The 18,299-nt window shown below is 38.3% G+C and carries 14 protein-coding genes; 1 reads left to right on the top strand and 13 read right to left on the bottom strand.

What is annotated here, in order from left to right; all coding sequences use genetic code 11:
- Positions 1–26 precede the first annotated feature (26 nt).
- The 4 genes from ACNTMY_RS01045 to ACNTMY_RS01030 form a co-directional block, all read right to left on the bottom strand.
- Positions 27–440 carry a DUF4064 domain-containing protein gene (locus ACNTMY_RS01045; protein WP_423216341.1) on the bottom strand — a complete coding sequence of 138 codons (414 nt, stop codon included), beginning with the start codon at positions 438–440 and terminating at the stop codon, positions 27–29.
- Between the two features lie 8 nt (positions 441–448).
- Positions 449–1,291, bottom strand: coding sequence for a carbohydrate ABC transporter permease (locus tag ACNTMY_RS01040; protein ID WP_423216340.1), 843 nt, complete (start codon positions 1,289–1,291; stop codon positions 449–451).
- Between the two features lie 10 nt (positions 1,292–1,301).
- Entirely contained in the window at positions 1,302–2,132 is an 831-nt protein-coding gene (locus ACNTMY_RS01035; protein WP_423216846.1) for a carbohydrate ABC transporter permease, read from the bottom strand.
- A 139-nt stretch (positions 2,133–2,271) separates the two neighbouring features.
- On the bottom strand, positions 2,272–3,519 hold the full coding sequence (locus ACNTMY_RS01030) for an extracellular solute-binding protein (RefSeq protein ID WP_423216339.1): 1,248 nt from the start codon (positions 3,517–3,519) through the stop codon (positions 2,272–2,274).
- A gap of 352 nt (positions 3,520–3,871) precedes the next feature.
- On the opposite strand from ACNTMY_RS01030, the gene ACNTMY_RS01025 reads away from it, so the two are divergent.
- On the top strand, positions 3,872–4,762 hold the full coding sequence (locus ACNTMY_RS01025; RefSeq protein WP_423216338.1) for an ArsR/SmtB family transcription factor: 891 nt from the start codon (positions 3,872–3,874) through the stop codon (positions 4,760–4,762).
- A 39-nt stretch (positions 4,763–4,801) separates the two neighbouring features.
- Here the strand turns inward: ACNTMY_RS01025 and ACNTMY_RS01020 are convergent, their stop codons facing one another.
- From ACNTMY_RS01020 to ACNTMY_RS00980, 9 genes are all read right to left on the bottom strand, one after another.
- The gene (locus ACNTMY_RS01020) at positions 4,802–5,044 is read right to left on the bottom strand and encodes a DUF6171 family protein (RefSeq protein ID WP_423216337.1); all 243 of its coding nucleotides are present in this window, start codon (positions 5,042–5,044) and stop codon (positions 4,802–4,804) included.
- On the bottom strand, positions 5,041–6,993 hold the full coding sequence (locus tag ACNTMY_RS01015) for a glycoside hydrolase family 127 protein (protein WP_423216336.1): 1,953 nt from the start codon (positions 6,991–6,993) through the stop codon (positions 5,041–5,043). The genes ACNTMY_RS01020 and ACNTMY_RS01015 overlap by 4 nt, the downstream gene beginning before the upstream one ends.
- Positions 6,994–7,146: 153 nt before the next feature.
- Entirely contained in the window at positions 7,147–9,510 is a 2,364-nt protein-coding gene (locus tag ACNTMY_RS01010) for a phosphoketolase family protein (protein ID WP_423216335.1), read from the bottom strand.
- A 125-nt stretch (positions 9,511–9,635) separates the two neighbouring features.
- Positions 9,636–11,060: an L-arabinose isomerase gene (gene araA, locus ACNTMY_RS01005; protein WP_045798294.1), complete on the bottom strand. Its 1,425-nt coding sequence runs from the start codon at positions 11,058–11,060 to the stop codon at positions 9,636–9,638.
- Between the two features lie 40 nt (positions 11,061–11,100).
- Positions 11,101–11,802, bottom strand: coding sequence for an L-ribulose-5-phosphate 4-epimerase (locus ACNTMY_RS01000; RefSeq protein ID WP_423216334.1), 702 nt, complete (start codon positions 11,800–11,802; stop codon positions 11,101–11,103).
- Between the two features lie 9 nt (positions 11,803–11,811).
- The gene (locus tag ACNTMY_RS00995) at positions 11,812–13,398 is read right to left on the bottom strand and encodes a xylulokinase (protein WP_423216333.1); all 1,587 of its coding nucleotides are present in this window, start codon (positions 13,396–13,398) and stop codon (positions 11,812–11,814) included.
- A 181-nt stretch (positions 13,399–13,579) separates the two neighbouring features.
- A complete protein-coding gene (locus ACNTMY_RS00990; protein WP_423216332.1) occupies positions 13,580–14,653 on the bottom strand; it encodes a GntR family transcriptional regulator in 1,074 nt (357 codons plus the stop codon).
- A gap of 144 nt (positions 14,654–14,797) precedes the next feature.
- Positions 14,798–17,299, bottom strand: coding sequence for a leucine--tRNA ligase (leuS, locus tag ACNTMY_RS00985; protein ID WP_423216331.1), 2,502 nt, complete (start codon positions 17,297–17,299; stop codon positions 14,798–14,800).
- 135 nt (positions 17,300–17,434) lie between these two features.
- Complete coding sequence (locus ACNTMY_RS00980) at positions 17,435–18,277, bottom strand: patatin-like phospholipase family protein (protein ID WP_423216330.1); 843 nt, start codon at positions 18,275–18,277, stop codon at positions 17,435–17,437.
- Positions 18,278–18,299 lie beyond the last annotated feature (22 nt).

Here is an 18,299-nt window from a genome sequence, read left to right as displayed (position 1 = left end):
AAACTTCTACTTTTACTTCTCTCTCATCAAAGCTCTACACCATTTTTAACTTTGTAATATGCCTTTGTACGTGCAGCATAAACAATCAAAGCTGACAAATAGAAGAATACTCCAATCAAATCAAACGAAGCAAATTGAACAATAATACATACGATAATCCAAGCAATGATTTTTTTATTGAGAATCTCATCTTCAATAAATCGTGTCACAAGAAATGTGATAATCCCCATCGCCAAGATTACTAAGCCAAAAATCATAATAAATTTTGTCAAACTATCTAACAAACTAACTGAAGCATAGCTAACTTGTTTATGATGTTCGAAACTAGACATGCCTTCTTTTTGAAACCAATCAGAATATCCAAAAATCGTCAACAAAGCGGTAATAACATTCCAAATTGATCCAAGTATAAGTAGAATTTTTTCTGATTTACGTTTCATGAATTATACTAACCTTTCACACCTGCGTTTAAGTTCATTGATTGTACAAAGTATTTTTGTGCAAACAAGAACAACAAAACTGTTGGGATAATTGCAAGTAATGCAGAACCCATCAATTGACCAATCAAACGGTAGTTACCGTAAATATCTTGAAGTAGTAACAAACCTGCTGTGATTGGCATTTTTTCAACATCATTGTAAACAATTACTGGCCACAAGAAATCATTCCAAGAACCTGTAAATGAGAACAAAGCACATACAATCAAGACCGGTTTAATAAGCGGCACAATGATTCGAGAGTAAATAACAAACTCACTAGCACCATCAACCCTTGCTGATTCGTCAAATGACTCTGGAATACCTTTCATGAATTGTCGTGCCAAGAAGATATTACCAACACCAGCCAAACCTGGGATAATCATTGCAAGTGGTGAGTTTACCCAACCAAGAGTTTCAATGATTTTGTATGATGGAATCAAGTTAACAACACCTGGGAACATTGAAATACCAAGTACTGTAAAGAAAATTTGGTCACGGTATTTGAATTTCAAACGTGAATAACCGTATGCTGTAACTGAAACTACAATAACAACTAAAATTGTGTGGCTTGTAGCGATAAATAAAGAGTTCCACAACCATCTAACGATTGGTGCTGTAGAGGTATTATTTAAGATTTCAACATAGTTGTCCATAATCCAGTTAACTGGTAGTAATCTAAATCCGACAGACACAACTTCTGTTTGTGAACGGAATGATGTTATAAAACCAAACAATAATGGAACAATCCAAATAATACTTAAAACTATTAAGAAGATGTATGATAGCCATTTTGAAATTTCTATTTTTTTCATCTTTACCTCCTCAGTCCGCATTCTTATTCATGACATAGTATTGTGCGGCAGAGACAATCAAGATGACAACACCTAGGATAACCGCCATGGCAGAAGCCATACCTGCGATAGATTCCCCTTGTCCAAATGCAAGTGATCTGATGTACATCATTAGTACGTGAGTTCCTTGTTGTGGACCACCTTTAGTCATCATCAATGGTTGAGCGAATACGTTGAACGCTCCAGCTGTTGACATTACAAATGTGTAAATCAATGGGAAACGGATAGCTGGAAGTGTGATATTGAAGAATTTTTGAACAGGAGTTGCACCATCAATATCAGCTGATTCATACAAATCTTGAGAGACACCAGCAATCGCTGCACGGTAGATAATCAAGTTACCACCGATTCCTCCCCAAAGAGAAACAAAGATAATCAAAAGCCAAGCATAAGGTTGTTTAGCTCCCCACGAAATATCCAAACCAAACAAGTTATTAACAATACCTAGTTTTGAGTGGAAAAGCAAAGACCAAATCAAAGCTGCGGCTGAGATTGAAATCAATCCTGGCACATACAAAATAGCTTGGAAAAGATTTTTGAATTTAACTTTCTTATGTTCTAGCGCTACTGCAACGAGCAACGGAATGATAATCATCAACGGTACGATTAACACCACATAAACCAGTGTATTTTTCATACCATTAAAGAATTGAAAATGGAAAGTTGATTTTGCATTAAACAAAATAGTTTTATAGTTATCTAATCCTACCCATTCAGGCTGACCGACTAGGTTCCACTTTGTAAATGATACGTAAATACCGTAAACTGTTGGAATAACAATAAAAGTTAAAAATAGCAACATGTGTGGCCCAATGAAAAACAGAGGTTTTAAATTCAGTTTTTTCTTCGTTTTCAACTTTCTCCCTCCTTCTAAAGATGAGGTGGTATTCCCGCCACCTCATCCTTTCTTTTTATTTGATAAAACACCTAAAATCAATTAACTATTCTTGAGGATTTTTTTCGTTTTCAGCGATTTTATCTTCAGCAAATTTTTGAATAGCTTTTAGACCTTTATCAAGATCTTTTTTACCGTAAATAATGTCCATTGCGTAAGTGTTAACTGCTTCATCTACATATGAGTAGTATTTGTAGTCATAAATGTGAAGTGAGTTAAGTTCTTCTGGAGATGATGTGAAGAATGATTGTTTGTAATTCTTGAAGTCATCACTTTCAACAACATCTTTACTTGCTACGATTTGACCAGCTTTGGCCCATTCGATAGAGTTTTTACGAACGTATTCCAAGAATTTACCGATACCTTTTTCTTTACCTTTTGTACGTTCAGAACTCTTCAACAAAGCAAACATGTGTGAAGAAGCACGGTTAGTGAATTTATCAGGAGAGAATGAGTAAACGTTTGTAACACCATAGTTCAAACCTTTAACAGCATCGTGAGCTGTTGAAGTCCAAGTACCATCAGTTGAGAAGAGAACGTTTCCTGATTGGAACATCAAGTAACCATCTTCACCATTTGGAGTCATTAGACCTGCACTAGCCAAGTTTTTAAGTGATTCAAATGTTTTACGCATTTCAGGTGTATCCAAGTTTGGTTTACCATCTTTTTCAATAGTACCGTTTTGGTTAGCAATTTCACCTAAGATAACCCATGAAATTAATGAGTTGTTCAAAACGTAGTCACCTTTTTTCATTTTACCTGCAAGTGACATCATTTCATCAAATGTTACAACATTATCATCTAGGAAGTTTTCACAACCATATTTCTTAAGAAGATCTTTGTTGTAGTACATTGCATTAGCGTGGATATCAAGTGGAACTGTATATTGTTTGCCATCGAATTGTCCAGCATTCCAAGCTTGTGGAAGGTAATTTTCTGATTTAATATTCTTTTGTTGTTTCAAGATACCAGTCATTGGTTTCAACATGCCAGAATCAGCAAAAGCTGGAACACGGTCAGCGTGAATCAATGTCAAATCAGGAATACCTTTTTTAGAGTTCATAGCAGTGTAGATTTTTGTGTACATATCAGAAGTTACCACTGCTTTTACTGGATATTCTGGTTTAGTCTTGTTATATTCTTTAACAATGTTGTTCATGTAGGCACCGTCGTCACCTGTCAACGGGTTCCAAAATGTAATTTCTTTTGGATTAGTTTTTTGTCCACATCCGACTAAGAGTGTTGCGGCAAGTGTTGTTGCGGCAACCATTGCAATCTTTTTAAAAACTTTCATTTTTTTACCTCAATCAAATTCCCTTTTTAATTTACGTTTTTGTTTACCTCAATACAAAGTCCCCTTTTGAAATAAACAAAACATTTAATTTTAAGATTAACATTTTTATTAACTTTCTTATCTCATCTGCACCTCTCTCTTTTGCATTAAAAGCGCTTTCATGTTTCGTATAAGTTTATTATAGCACTTTAGGTTAACATTTCAAGTATTTTTTCCAGTTTTTTGATATATTTTTATTATTTTTTTCTCTAAAATTAAGTTAATCATAAAGTTTATTTTCAGTTAATTCAGAATGTTACCGTTTACAAATATTAATAAATATGTTAATATTAATTTAAAGGAGGTGCTTTATATGCAACTTGAAATCAATTCTGAAGCTCTACCTGTTTACGAAGCACTCGCAAGCAAGGTACGATTACAAATCATTCAACTACTTTCTAAAAAGCGTATGCACATCAAAGAAATCGCCGATGAATTACATTTGAGTAGTGCTATAATCACACAGCACATCAAAAAATTAGAAGAAGCTCAAATTGTAAAAACTGAGCGTGTTGGTCACCAAAAAGTGGTTAGTCTTGGAATTGACCGCATCGAAATTAATTTTCCTAAAAAAATCTTCAATGCCTACTCCACAATTGAAACATCTATTCCTGTCGGTCACTACACAGACTATTCTGTTGAGCCAACTTGTGGTTTAGCTAGTAAAGATGACTTTATCGGTCCTGTGGATGAACCTCGTTACTTCATGGTTCCTGAACGTATGAAAGCTCAAATCGTTTGGTTCACTCAAGGTTTCTTGGAATATCAAGCACCGAATTTGCTTAAAAAAGATGATACCTTGAAGATGATGGAAATTTCTTTTGAAATCGCATCTGAATTTCCATTTACCAACAACAATTGGCCATCTGATATCACATTTTCACTAAACGACCAAGAACTAGGCTCATGGACAAGTCCTGGTGACTTCGGAGATATCCGAGGAAAATACACCCCAAAATGGTATCCTGATCACCTAAATCAATACGGTCTTCTAAAAACAATCCGTATCACCGAACACGGAACTAACATCGATGGCGACTTCCTATCAACACTTAAAATTTCTGACTTGGATGCTTCTGCTGATACTTGGAAATTCCGTTTCGAAGTCAAAGGAGATGCTAAAAATGTTGGTGGTTGTACACTATTTGGCGAAAACTTTGGTAATTACAAACAAGATATTAAAGTTAAACTATTTTATAGCTAATAAAAACAAAAAAGGACGGCTAATAGCCGTCTTTTTTTCTTACCACTTTCCTTCTGGACATATTTTAACAGCTAAGGCTGTTCTGAATTTATAGTAGCAGCCACATTTTCCACAGGTATGACCTACACGTTGTGGACAAGTCTGACAGATTTCCTGGCGACGTTGCCACTCAGTATCATCAACCAAATTAAACTCTAATGCCAATTGCTGCTCGATTGACTCTTCGATTTCTTGGTCTGACACCGTCACTTTTGCAGCGCAACCAAAACATGGTGCGGTCATTGGACATTCCTCCTTACTTCTGGAAACCAAACTTGCATATCTGTCTCACCTTGATTACCCCAAAGGTAGTAAGGCATCATGACCAAATCAGATAAACGTGAGGTTTCTTCATAATCAAACTGATAAAGTGTCTTTTCTTGCCAAGCATCAACTTTTTGGCAAGGAAGCGTCAAGCTAGTATATACTCCAAAATCTTTTGTCTCTTTTACAGCATGAGCTTGATTAACCAATTTAGAATCTAAGCGATAGTACTTCAAATTTGGATTGTCAACAGCTTGTGCACAATAAATAAATGGTCCTTTTTGAATAGCTACTTTGCCAATATCAGCTCGTACTTCTGGATTACTATGCACAGCTAAGACAGGCTGACCAAAATGCAAAACAATATGAGCACCGTCTTCTAGATAAACTTTTATGCGACGACCTTCACGTTGTAAAACTTTAGCATTCTCACACGTCACAGCAAGGTCTTTTGCCCAATAAGGCTCTTGTAAATACAAAGTCTTTTGTACCCCAGAGTAAGTAATTTCAACCTTGTTTCCAAATGGAAAATCAGTTTTTTGTTCCAAAACAAAATCTTTCCCCTTCAACTGACTTGCGATGTAAAGATTAACAAACAGTTCATTGCCGCTTTCCAGATAAATATAGCGCCCAATCGAACCAACGGTGCGAGCAAAATTTGGCGGACAACAAGCACAACCTAACCAATCAGGACGTTGTGTCTTAACGTGACCTTTACCAGAATTATGGTGACAAGAATCAACATCAACTTCTAAAGGATTAACATAAAAGAAATGTTTTCCATCCGCAGAAGCCCCTGACAAAATACCATTATAAAGCACGCGCTCCATGACATCGATATACTCTGCTTTTGGCGAAATTTGAAATAGCTCGTAAGCAAAATAAAGCAGAGCAATTGAAGCACATGTTTCACAATACATGGTATCATTTGGCAAATCATATGAACCAACAAAAGCTTCGCCATGAACCGTTGAGCCAACACCACCAGTCACATACATTTTACGATGCACAATATCATCCCAAATATCTAGACAAGCTTGATAAAGCTCAGCATCAAAATCACGCGCCACAATCTTTGCCATACCTGTTGCCATATAAAGCATACGAACCGCATGCCCAACAGCATGTTTTTGGTGTTTTGGCTGCGTGTAAGCCTGCAAATACTCCAAATCAATCGATGAATTGTCATCTGATAAACCATCAGCAAGATTTGCAACTACTTCTTCACGATAAAAATCTGGATTTTTTCCACGGACATCAATAAAGAATTGTGCTAAGTGCAAATAAGAGTCGTCTTTGGTATAATCATATAATTTTACAAGCGCTAATTCAATTTCCTGATGTCCATCGGCACCTTGAATCTGATTATCACCATAGCCAAATTGCTCAGCGATATTGCTAACAAAGCGTTTAGCAACCTGCAATAACTTATCCTTTCCTGTCGCCTTATCATAAGCTATCGCCGCTTCAATCAAATGCCCAGCACAGTATAATTCATGACTAAAATAAAGCTGACGGTATTTTAATTTAGGAAATTTCAACTGGAAGTAAGTATCCAGATAACCATCATCTTCCTGAGCCTGCTCAATAATAGCAATCACTTCATCAACTTTTGCTTCAAGTTTCGCATCCGGTTGGCTTTGCAAAATAACACCGACAGACTCTATCCATTTGTAAACATCACTATCTTGGAAAAACCACCCAAAATGTTCTCCCGTCGCAAGTCCTGCAGCAATTTTAAAATTCTCAATCGCATGACTTTTTCCTGCTGGAAGACTGTCATCTTTTCTCTCTGCTTGGACATCTACCGCAATCTCATCTTTTAGAACCTGCAATTGATAAGGAATCGTTTTTTCCTTGATTAAACGCAAATAATCTTGCCAAAAAGGCGAGGTAATTGTAACATCTTTTAAATCGAATTCTTTCATAACCTATTCACCTGCATCAAAACTTCCAACTACCGAAAAAAAGAGGCCGCCAAACACATATCACACATGATTGACGACCTCCCTTCTCGTGTTAGAATAGTTAGATTTATAAGTATTAGTTTTTAAATATTAAAATGAAATCGTTAGCAACAATTAATTAATATTTTCCCATTGCCAATTTTGAACTTCAGGAATATCATCACCATTTTCACGGATGTAAGCAGTGTGGTAAGCCACTTTGTCATCCATTTCTTTAGCAAATTCAGCCGCTTTGTCACCAAGGACAGCTTGGGCAGCATCTTTTGCAATGTGGAATCGGTCCATTTCTGAAAGAACACGCATATCAAATGGTGTTGTGATATCACCATTTTCACGGTAACCATGAACGTAAACATTGTGGTTAGCACGATTGAAGAACAAATCACGAATCATATCTTCATAACCGTGGAAACCAAAGATAACTGGTTTATCGGTTGTGAAGAGTTTGTTAAATTCTTCGTCAGAAAGACCACGAGGATCAACTTTTGGTGAACGAAGTTTAAGAATATCCACAACGTTGATAAAGCGAATCTTGATATCTGGGAAAGCTTTGTGAAGAATTGAAATACCAGCTAAAACTTCCAAGTTTGGTTCTGTACCAGCTGCTGCAAAGACAACATCAGGTTCTTGACCGTGGTCGTTTGAAGCCCAGTCGATTACTTTGTAACCTTCACGCGCCAATTCTTCTGCTTCTTCAACAGAATAGAATTGAGGACGTGGGTGTTTAGATGTGACAAGAACATTGATTTTATCTTCATCAGCAAGAGCTTTTTCCATCACTGCAAAGAGTGAATTTGAGTCAGCTGGCAAATACTCACGAATGAATTCTGGTGTTTTTTCTGCCAAGTGAGTCAATAGACCTGGATCTTGGTGAGTATAACCATTGTGGTCTTGTTGGAAAACAGTTGATGTTGCAATCAAGTTAAGTGATGGGTAGTTTTTACGCCAATCAGTGTGTGTTTTTGATTTACGCAACCATTTGAAGTGTTGGGTAATCATTGAATCAACTACACGAAGGAATGATTCATAAGATGCAAAGAATCCGTGACGTCCAGTCAAGACATAACCTTCCAAGAAACCTTCTGCTTGGTGTTCTGACAATTGTGAATCAATAACACGACCAACTGGTGAAATCCATTCATCATATGAGTCATCACGACGACCAAGCCATTGACGATTTGTCACTTTGAAGACATTGTTCAAACGGTTTGATTTTGTTTCATCAGGACCAAAGATACGGAAGTTATCTGGGTTTGCTTGCATCAAATCAGCAACATAATTACCAAACTCAATCATATCTTGTTTCATAATACTACCAGGTTTTGTAGTATCAATAGCATGTTTGCGCCAATCAGCAAGGTCAAGTTTTTTAACAACACCAGCATTAGTGATTGGGTTCATTGACATACGGCGATCACCTTTTGGTGAAATCGCACGGATTTCTTCTTTGATGTAACCTTTTTCGTTAAAGAGTTCTTCTGGGCGATATGAATTCAACCAACTTGTCAAATGGTCAATATATTCCATGTGACCTGCTTCAACTGGAATTGGAACTTGGTGAGCACGGAAACCACCTTCAATTGGTTCACCATTCCATTCTTTCGGACCAGTCCAACCTTTTGGAATACGAACAATAAGCACTGGCCAAACTGGTTGTGTAGCTTCTTCTGCTGGATGTTTACGAGCTTCAACTTGAATAGCTTTGATTTCTTCGATAACAGCATCAAGGGTTTCTGCCATTTGACCGTGAATAACTTCAGGGTCTTTACCTTCTACAAAGTAAGGTTTCCAACCAAACCCTTCAAACAAGTGAGTCAATTCTTCGTCCGTTTTACGAGCAAGAATTGTTGGATTGTGAATTTTACCACCATTTAGGTAAAGAATTGGGAGAACAGCACCATCATTAACTGGGTTGATGAATGTATTCGAGAACCAACCAGCATTAAGCGGACCAGTTTCAGCTTCACCATCACCGATAACAGTTGCGGCAATCACATCAGGATTATCAAGGATAGCACCTGTGGCATGTGAAAGAGCATAACCAAGTTCACCACCTTCATGGATAGATCCTGGTGTTTCTGGCGCAGCGTGTGAAGCAATACCGCCAGGGAATGAGAAGATTTTACAAAGTTTTTTAAGACCTGCTTCATCTTGTGTAATTTGTGGATAACGTTCAGTGTATGAACCGTCAATGTATGAGTTAGAAACCATGACTTGTCCACCATGACCAGGTCCTTCAATGTAAAACATGTTAAGGTCGTATTTATTGATAACACGGTTCAAGTGAGCATAAATAAAGTTTTGCCCAGCAATTGTTCCCCAGTGACCAATTGGGTGAACTTTAACATCTTCTTTAGTCACTTCACGACGCATCAATGGATTATCTTTCAAATACATTTGAGCTACTGAAATGTAGTTAGCTGCTCGCCACCAAGCATCAACTTTTGATAGGTATTCTTTTGAATTATAGTCTGTCATAACCATCGCTTTCTTTTCTAAAAAATTTTTTAAAATAATGGGAGAAAGACTGATTGCACACAGTCAATCTCTCATCGATACAAACAAATAAATAGGAGTGAGGAGTATTTTCTAATTAGGGATTATTATTTAATGACTACGTAATCAACGCCGACCATCTTAGCCCAAGCAACAACTTGGTCAGATGTAGCGTTAAGTGAAACAACTGTGTGGTGACCGCCACCAGCTTCAATCCAAGATTTCACACCTTCGTGGAAGTTTGGTTTTACTTCCCAAAGAACACGTGCTACTGGAAGATTTGGTGCAGCTTCTGTTGGTTCGAAGGCTTCAACTTCGTTAATCAAAAGTTTGAAGTTTGTACCGAAGTCAGCCATTGAAACGACAACACCAGAACCTGCTTTACCATCAAAGATTAGACGAGCTGGGTCTTCTTTACCACCGATACCAAGTGGGTTAACACTGATTTTTGGTTTGTTGTGAGCAAGAGTTGGGTCAACTTCAAGCATGTGAGATTCAAGAGCAGCTTCTTTACCTGCAGCAAGTTCATAAGTGTAATCTTCCATAAATCCAGTGCTTTGGTTGTGAGACATTACTTTCATGAAGCGGTCAAGCGCAGCTGTTTTCCAGTCACCTTCACCAGCAAATCCATAACCTTGTGCCATCAAACGTTGAACAGCAAGACCTGGAAGTTGTTTCATACCATGAAGGTCTTCAAAGTTATCTGAGAAGGCAGTATAGCCACCTGCATCCAAGAAACGTTTCAAGGCAATTTCATAACGTGCTTGTTCTTTAACATGACTTTCCCAAGTTTCAACATCGTAATTACCATAATCAAAGTCATAAAGTTCTTTATATTCAGCAAAGAGAGCATCGACTTCTTCGTCAGTGACTTGATTAATCACTTCAACCAAATCTCCGATACCAAAGTAGTCTACTGTCCAACCAAATTTAATTTGTGCTTCGATTTTATCACCGTCAGTAACAGCAACGTTACGCATGTTATCACCAAAGCGAGCAACTTTGATTTCAAAACCAGAGTTGTAAGCTACAGCGACATCCATCCAGTCACCGATTTGTTTTTGAACATCTTCGTTTTTCCAGTAACCAACAACAACTTTATTATTTTTTTGGAGACGAGCATTGATATAGCCATATTCACGGTCACCGTGAGCTGATTGGTTCAAGTTCATGAAATCCATGTCGATTGTTGCCCAAGGGATTGATTCATTAAATTGAGTTGCCAAGTGCAACAATGGTTTTTGAAGCAATTTTGTTCCGCGAATCCACATTTTAGCAGGTGAGAATGTGTGCATCCAAGTCACAACACCAGCAACTTCATCACGGTAGTTAATTTCTTTCATCAATTTTGTGATGTTGTCAGCTGAAACAGCCAATTCTTCTTGGAAAACAAGTGGGTAAGGGAGGTTACCGCTAGCATTCAAAGTTGCGACCATTTCACGCGCATGTTTTTTAACTTCTTCAAGGGCATCTTCACCATACAAATGTTGTGAACCAACGACAAACCAAAATTCTTTTTTTGCTTCTAACATAATAAACTCCTTTATATTTTCTTTAATTCTTAATCACAAGTTAACGATTTGCTTGACCGTAATAGGCATTTTTACCATGTTTACGGTTATAGTGTTTATCAGAGATGTATTGTGGCAACTCTGGTGCAAATGGGTTTAGGAAGCGTGTGATAGCATTCATGCGACAAACTTCTTCCAAGACCACTGCATGCATGACAGCATCATAAGCATCTGTTCCCCACGTAAATGGACCGTGCCCTTGCAAAAGCACTCCAGGAACAGCCATCGTGTCCAAGCCACGTTCGGTAAATGTTTCTACGATGACATTACCTGTTTCGTGTTCATATCCTGCATCCAATTCTTCTTTTGTTAAAAAGCGTGCACAAGGAACTGAACCGTAAAATGTGTCTGCATGAGTTGTTCCCATGGCTGGAACATCAAGACCTGATTGTGCCCAACTTGCTGCCCAAGGTGAGTGAGTATGAACGATACCACCAATCTCTGGGTAAGTTTTGTAGAGCACCGCATGGGTTGGCATATCTGATGATGGTCGAAGGTCACCTTCAACAACATTTCCATCAAAATCACAAACCACCATGTCATCTGCTGTCATCTTGTCATAATCAACACCTGATGGTTTGATGACAAAGAGCCCTGACTCACGATCAACCTCACTGACATTTCCCCATGTGTATTGGATAAGGTGACGTTTTGGTAATTCCAAGTTAGCTTGATAGACTTTTTCTTTTAAATCTTCTAACATGTCTTTCTCCTAAATCGTTTCAACTGCTGCTCGTTCAACAGCTAATCCCTTTTTGTATTTTTCTAAGAAAGCTTTAAAGCCTTCAACATCTGCAGCATCTGGTTCAATAGTTGCTACATTAGCATCTGCAAAGACAACTTCTTCAAGATAATCAGCAAGTGAACGTTCAGTGTGGGTCATATAATCTGCAAGGAGAGCAATTCCCCAAGCACCACCTTCACCAGCTGTTTCCATTACAGATACCGGACTGTTAATCGCAGCTGCTAACAAACTTTGACCAACTTTAGGTGTTTTGAAAATACCGCCATGACCAAGAATCTTATCAATTTGGATATTTTCTTTATCGACCAAGATTTCCATCCCAATTGCAAGTGTTGAGAATGCTGATAGGATGTGGCTGCGCATCAAATTTGAAACGTTGAAATTGCTATCTGGCGTGCGAACAAGAACCGGACGACCTTCGTTGATATTTGTAATGCTTTCGCCTGAATAGTAACCGTAACTTAGAACACCACCACAATCTTTATCACCTGATAAGGCTGTGTTGAAAAGAAGTGGGTAAATGTATGCTGTACTGATTGGTTTACCACACAAGCCTGAGAATTCTTGGAACATTTTCACCCAAGCATTGATATCAGAAGTACAGTTATTAGCGTGAACCATAGCCACTGAATCTCCAACCGGTGTTGTGACAATATCAATTTCTGGATGAAGTTTCTTCAAAGCTTTTTCAAGAACAATCATGGCAAAAATTGACGTTCCTGCTGAGACGTTACCAGTTCGTTTAGCCACACTATTTGTCGCTACCATACCAGTTCCAGCATCACCTTCTGGTGGACAAAGTTTTGAGCCTGATTCCAATTCACCACTTGGATCTAGAAGTTTAGCACCTTCTTCTGTCAAAACACCAGCAAGCGTACCTGCTGTTAAAACTTTTGGCAACAAATCTTTTAATTGCCACGGAACGTCGTAAGCTTCAATTTTCTTAGCAAAAAGATTCAAAAATTCTTGGTTATAATCACCTGTTTCTGAATCAATCGGAAACATCCCTGAAGCATCTCCGACACCGAGAACTTTCTCACCAGTCAATTGCCAGTGAATGTAACCAGCTAAAGTTGTCAGATAATCAATATTTGAAACGTGTTCTTCTTTGTTTAACATCGCTTGGTAGAGATGAGCGATACTCCAACGTTCTGGAATATTAAAATCAAATAAATCACTTAATTCCTTAGCGGCTTGAGCTGTAATAGTATTTCGCCAAGTTCGAAATGGAACGAGCAAGTTGCCTTCTTTGTCAAAAGCCATGTAGCCGTGCATCATTGCACTAAAACCAATTTGTCCGATCTTTTTAAGTGGAACTTGATATTTCTTAGCAACATCTGCTTTTAAATTACGGTAAGATGTCTGTAAACCTGTCCATATGTCTTCTAATGAATATGTCCAAATTCCATCGACAAGTTTATTTTCCCAATTGTAACTTCCAGAAGCAATTGGTCTTTGCTTGCTATCAATTAACACTGCTTTTATGCGGGTTGAGCCAAATTCAACCCCTAGTGATACGTGACCATTTTTAATGTCATCAATAACATGCACCATGGATAGCCCTCCTTTTGTATCCGTTTTCAATTTTCGAGATTATTATAACACTTCTGTTCGGACATGTAAACAGATAAATTCAAATTTGTTCGGACAAAAATAAAAATGAGGCACAAAAAAAGTCCCATAAATGGGACAGCATCAAGCTTTTTCTATCATTTTTTAACGTCAAAAAATTTTTTTAAATTTCTTTTACAGAATCTCGTTCAATCATCTCAGGCGCATAAAGAATCGATGTCATCTCAGTATTCTTTTCGATAGCACTGATTAATTGTTGCGCAGCCTCTTGACCAAGCTGCTTTTTAGGATGTTTAACACTTGTAATCAATTGCGCTTGAGCCAAATATGAATTATCGTGACTAACCAAGGAAATATCTTTAGGCACAGTTAACCCGACCTCACGCAATGCCTGAATGAGTTGACTTGCCACTTGGTCGTTGTAGCAGACAATTGCCGTTGGAGCATCTGTTGAAGCCAAAATATCCTCAACATATCGCTCAATTGCCTCTTTTTGATTTTTCGTCGTAAAGGTTGCAATATAACGAGATTGGAAAGGCAACCCAGCTTCTTCGTGCATCTTGATAAAACCTTTCATACGCAATTTACCCTGCATATCATCCATCTTGGCAATAAGTCCAACCTTAGTATGACCTTTACCGATAAGATATTTGGTTGCTTCATAACCAGCTTGTTCATCATCAAGACTCGCATAAGGCACATCTAGCATGTCATAGCAAGCATTCAAAAAATAAACCGGCACGCCATCTTCGCGCAATTGAGAGTAATAAGCAATATTAGGATTGTATTCGTTACTTGAAGTCGGTTCAACCAAAAAGCCGTCAACCCCTTGGGAAATCATACTTTTAAGGCACTCCTCTTCTTGTGCAGGGTCATTATTTGTTGCATTAAGCATCAGAGAATAACCGTGCTCACGAAGCACTTCTTCAATCCCTTCAATAATTGTTGGGAAGATATAATCAGACAAATAAGTCGTAATAACACCAATTGTTTTGGTTGCTTGAGTCTTATTTTTTGATGTATCTTTATAATTCAAAACAAAGGTTCCTGAACCTTTTTCAGCTTTCAAATATCCTTGTTGAATCAACAAACTAAGAGCTTGTCGCACAGTATGGCGGCTAACTTGATAAATCTCTTGCAGCTTGCTTTCTGGTGGAATCACACTTCCAATCGGGTATTCCCCGTTTAAAATTTTTTCTAAAAGATCATCTGCAAGTATCTGGTACTTAGCTGCCATAATTTTTCTCCTTCTAACATGTACGTACATTAAGTTTATCACAAGTTAAAGATGTCTGCAAGTTTTTATTAGCGCTGTTAATAAAAATACAAAAACGCACAGGATTCAACCTGTGCGTCATTTATTTTTATTTACATCAAAAACTTATTTTACAACAATGTTGACAAGTTTATTAGGTACCGCAATCACTTTGATAATGTCTTTACCAGCGATTTCATCTTGAATTTTTTCGTTTGCAAGAGCAAGTTTTTCAAGTTCTTCACGGCTTGAGTCTTTTGGTACAACAAGTTTTGCACGAACTTTACCTTTGATTTGGATAACAATTTCAACATCGTTTTCAACGAGTTTTGATTCGTCCCATGTTGGCCATGCAACGTATGAAATTGATTCACCTGAATGTGTCAATTCTTGCCACAATTCTTCAGAAAGGTGTGGTGCAAATGGAGCTAGCAATTGTACAAAACCTTTAGCATAGTCAGCAAAGAGTTTGTCTTCTTTGTTTGCTGCGTTAACAAATACCATCAATTGTGCGATAGCTGTGTTGAATTTCATTGCTTCAAGTTGTTCAGTGACAGCTTTAACAGTTTCGTTATAAACTTTATCCAAGTTTCCGTTGTTTTCTGCAACAACTTCTTTTGTTGTCAACAAGCGGTATACGCGGTCGAGGAATTTACGTGAACCTTCAAGACCTTCTTCAGACCAAGCGATTGAAGCATCAAGTGGTCCCATGAACATTTCGTATACGCGAAGTGTATCAGCACCGTAACGTTCAACCACATCATCTGGGTTAACAACGTTTTTAAGTGATTTAGACATTTTCGCTGGTGCTTGTTCAAGTTCTTCACCAGTTTCGATATTGAAGAATGAACCATCACGTTTTTCAACTTTATCAGTTGCAACAAGGGCACCACGGTGATCGCGGTAGCTTGTTCCCAAAATCATACCTTGGTTGAAGAGTTTTTGGAATGGTTCTTTAGTTGGAACAACACCTAAATCATAAAGGAATTTGTGCCAGAAACGAGCGTAAAGCAAGTGAAGTACAGCGTGTTCAGCACCACCGATGTAGATATCAACTGGCAACCAAGCTTTAAGAAGATCTTCATCAGCCAATTTTTCATCGTTGTGTGGATCGATGTAGCGTAGGAAGTACCAGCTTGAACCAGCCCATTGCGGCATTGTATTTGTTTCGCGACGACCTTTAACACCGTCTTCACGAGTCACTTCAAGCCAATCAGTCAAGTTAGCAAGTGGTGATTCACCTGTACCTGAAGGTTTGATATCTTTTGTTACTGGCAATACAAGTGGAAGTTGATCTTCTGGAACAGCTGTTGTTGTACCATCTTCCCAGTGGATGATTGGGATTGGTTCACCCCAATAACGTTGACGTGAGAAGAGCCAGTCACGAAGACGGTAAGTAACTTTCTTGTTACCAACACCTTCTGCTTCAAGCCATTCAACCATTTTGTCAATAGCTTGCGCTTTATCAAGACCATCTAGGAAGCCAGAGTTGATGTGAAGTCCATCTTCTGTGTAAGCTTCATCTTCAACATTTCCACCTTCAAGAACTGGAATGATTTCTAGGTTAAATTGTTTTGCGAATTCCCAGTCACGTGTATCGTGGGCAGGAACAGCCATGATAGCACCAGTTCCGTAGCTTACAAGAACGTAGTCAGCAATCCAGATTGGCATTTCTTTACCATTTACTGGGTTAATAGCATAACTACCAGTCCAAACACCAGTTTTTTCTTTAGCAAGGTCTGTACGAGCTAGGTCAGATTTAAGACTTGCTTGGTGTTTGTAATCTGCAACAGCTTGTGCTTGTTCTGGTGTTGTAATAGCTTCAACAAGTGGGTGTTCTGGAGCCAAAACAGCGTAAGTTGCACCAAAGAGTGTATCTGGACGAGTTGTAAATACTGTAAAATCTTTGTCAGTGTCTTTAACTTTGAAAGTAACGTTAGCACCAGTTGATTTACCAATCCAGTTACGTTGCATGTCTTTGATTGATTCTGGCCAATCAAGATCATCCAAGTCGTTAAGCAAACGTTCTGCGTAAGCTGTGATTTTAAGCATCCATTGGCGCATTGGTTTGCGGACAACTGGGTAACCACCACGTTCTGAAGTTCCGTCAGGAAGCACTTCTTCGTTGGCGATAGCTGTACCTAATTCTTCAACCCAGTTAACTGGCACTTCAGCTTCGTATGCCAAACCTTTTTCATACAATTTTGTGAAAATCCACTGAGTCCATTTGTAGTAGTTAGGGTCAGTTGTGTTTACTTCACGGTCCCAGTCATATGAGAAACCAAGTGAGTTGATTTGACGTTTGAAGTTAGCAATGTTTTTAGCTGTGAATTCAGCTGGGTCATTACCAGTATCCATTGCGTATTGTTCTGCTGGAAGACCAAATGCATCCCAACCCATTGGGTGAAGCACGTTGTAACCTTGAGCACGTTTGAAACGGCTAAGAATATCAGTCGCAGTATATCCTTCTGGGTGTCCTACGTGAAGACCAGCACCAGATGGATAAGGGAACATATCTAGCGCATAGAAGTTTGGTTTATCAGCGTCAGTCCCTGTTTTGAAAGTATGGTTATCAGCCCAAAAAGCCTGCCATTTTTTCTCAATCTCTTTATGATTATAAGTTGCCATGTTTTTTCTCCATGTTCTTAGTATTGGTTACTATTATACCACGAAAAGAATAAAGAAAAAAGGCGAAATCACGGGGATTTCATGCCTTTTATGTGCCGATAAGCTTGGTTTGACACCAAAACAAATCTGACTTTATCATTTTGCTAGGTATTCCTTCAATTTTGCCATATCGTCTTTGGCATCTGCTAAGCCGATTTGATAGATTTCTTCAAATTTTTCTGGGTCAGTTTCGAGTCGTCCAATTTCGAGATTTTGGCTTGGACGAATGGCAAAGAGCTCACCTTTCTTTTCCAAATCAATAATGTGCTCAACCGTTGCATTGTAATGTTCATAACGTTTTGAAGCCACTTCGACAAATTTTGGGTATCTTCTGTAAAAGAGTTTGTAAAGACGACCGCTGCTTGGCTTTTTACGGTAATCAATCGGACGTGTCAAAACAACAATCAATTTATCAAAGCCAAGGCTTTTAGCAAAATCAACTGGGATGCTATCTGACAAACCACCGTCAAGATATTTATTGCCATTCCATTCCACGATTTTTGAAGCTAATGGCAGAGCTGAACTTGCTCGAAGCAACTCCATTTGTTCAAAGACATTATCAACTTTATGGTATTCTGGTTTCCCAGTTGCCAAGTTAGTCACTGTTGCATAAAAGGGAACTCCTGATTCTTCAAAAGTCTTTTCATCAAAAATGTCCAACTCCATAGGAACCTTATAATAAGTGAAGTCTTTATTAACCACATTTCCAGTTTTTAACCAAGAACGAAGTCCCATATACTCAGGAGATGAGGCGTATTTTTTATTATAACGAAGAGCACGGCCTCTTTGTTTTGACAGGAAATTCACTCCAAAAAGTGCTCCAGCAGACACTGACACAATGCCATCTACTTCAATACCAGCATCTAAAAAAGCGTCTAAAACACCAGCCGTAAACAGCCCACGCATGCCGCCACCTTCTAATACTAAACCAACTGACATTTCTTTCCTCCGTTCTTTAATT

This window comes from Streptococcus equinus (assembly GCF_049393735.1).
Taxonomy (GTDB): domain Bacteria; phylum Bacillota; class Bacilli; order Lactobacillales; family Streptococcaceae; genus Streptococcus; species Streptococcus equinus_G.
The sequence above is the reverse complement of the archived record's forward strand: the minus strand, read 5'-3'. Positions and strand labels throughout refer to the sequence as shown.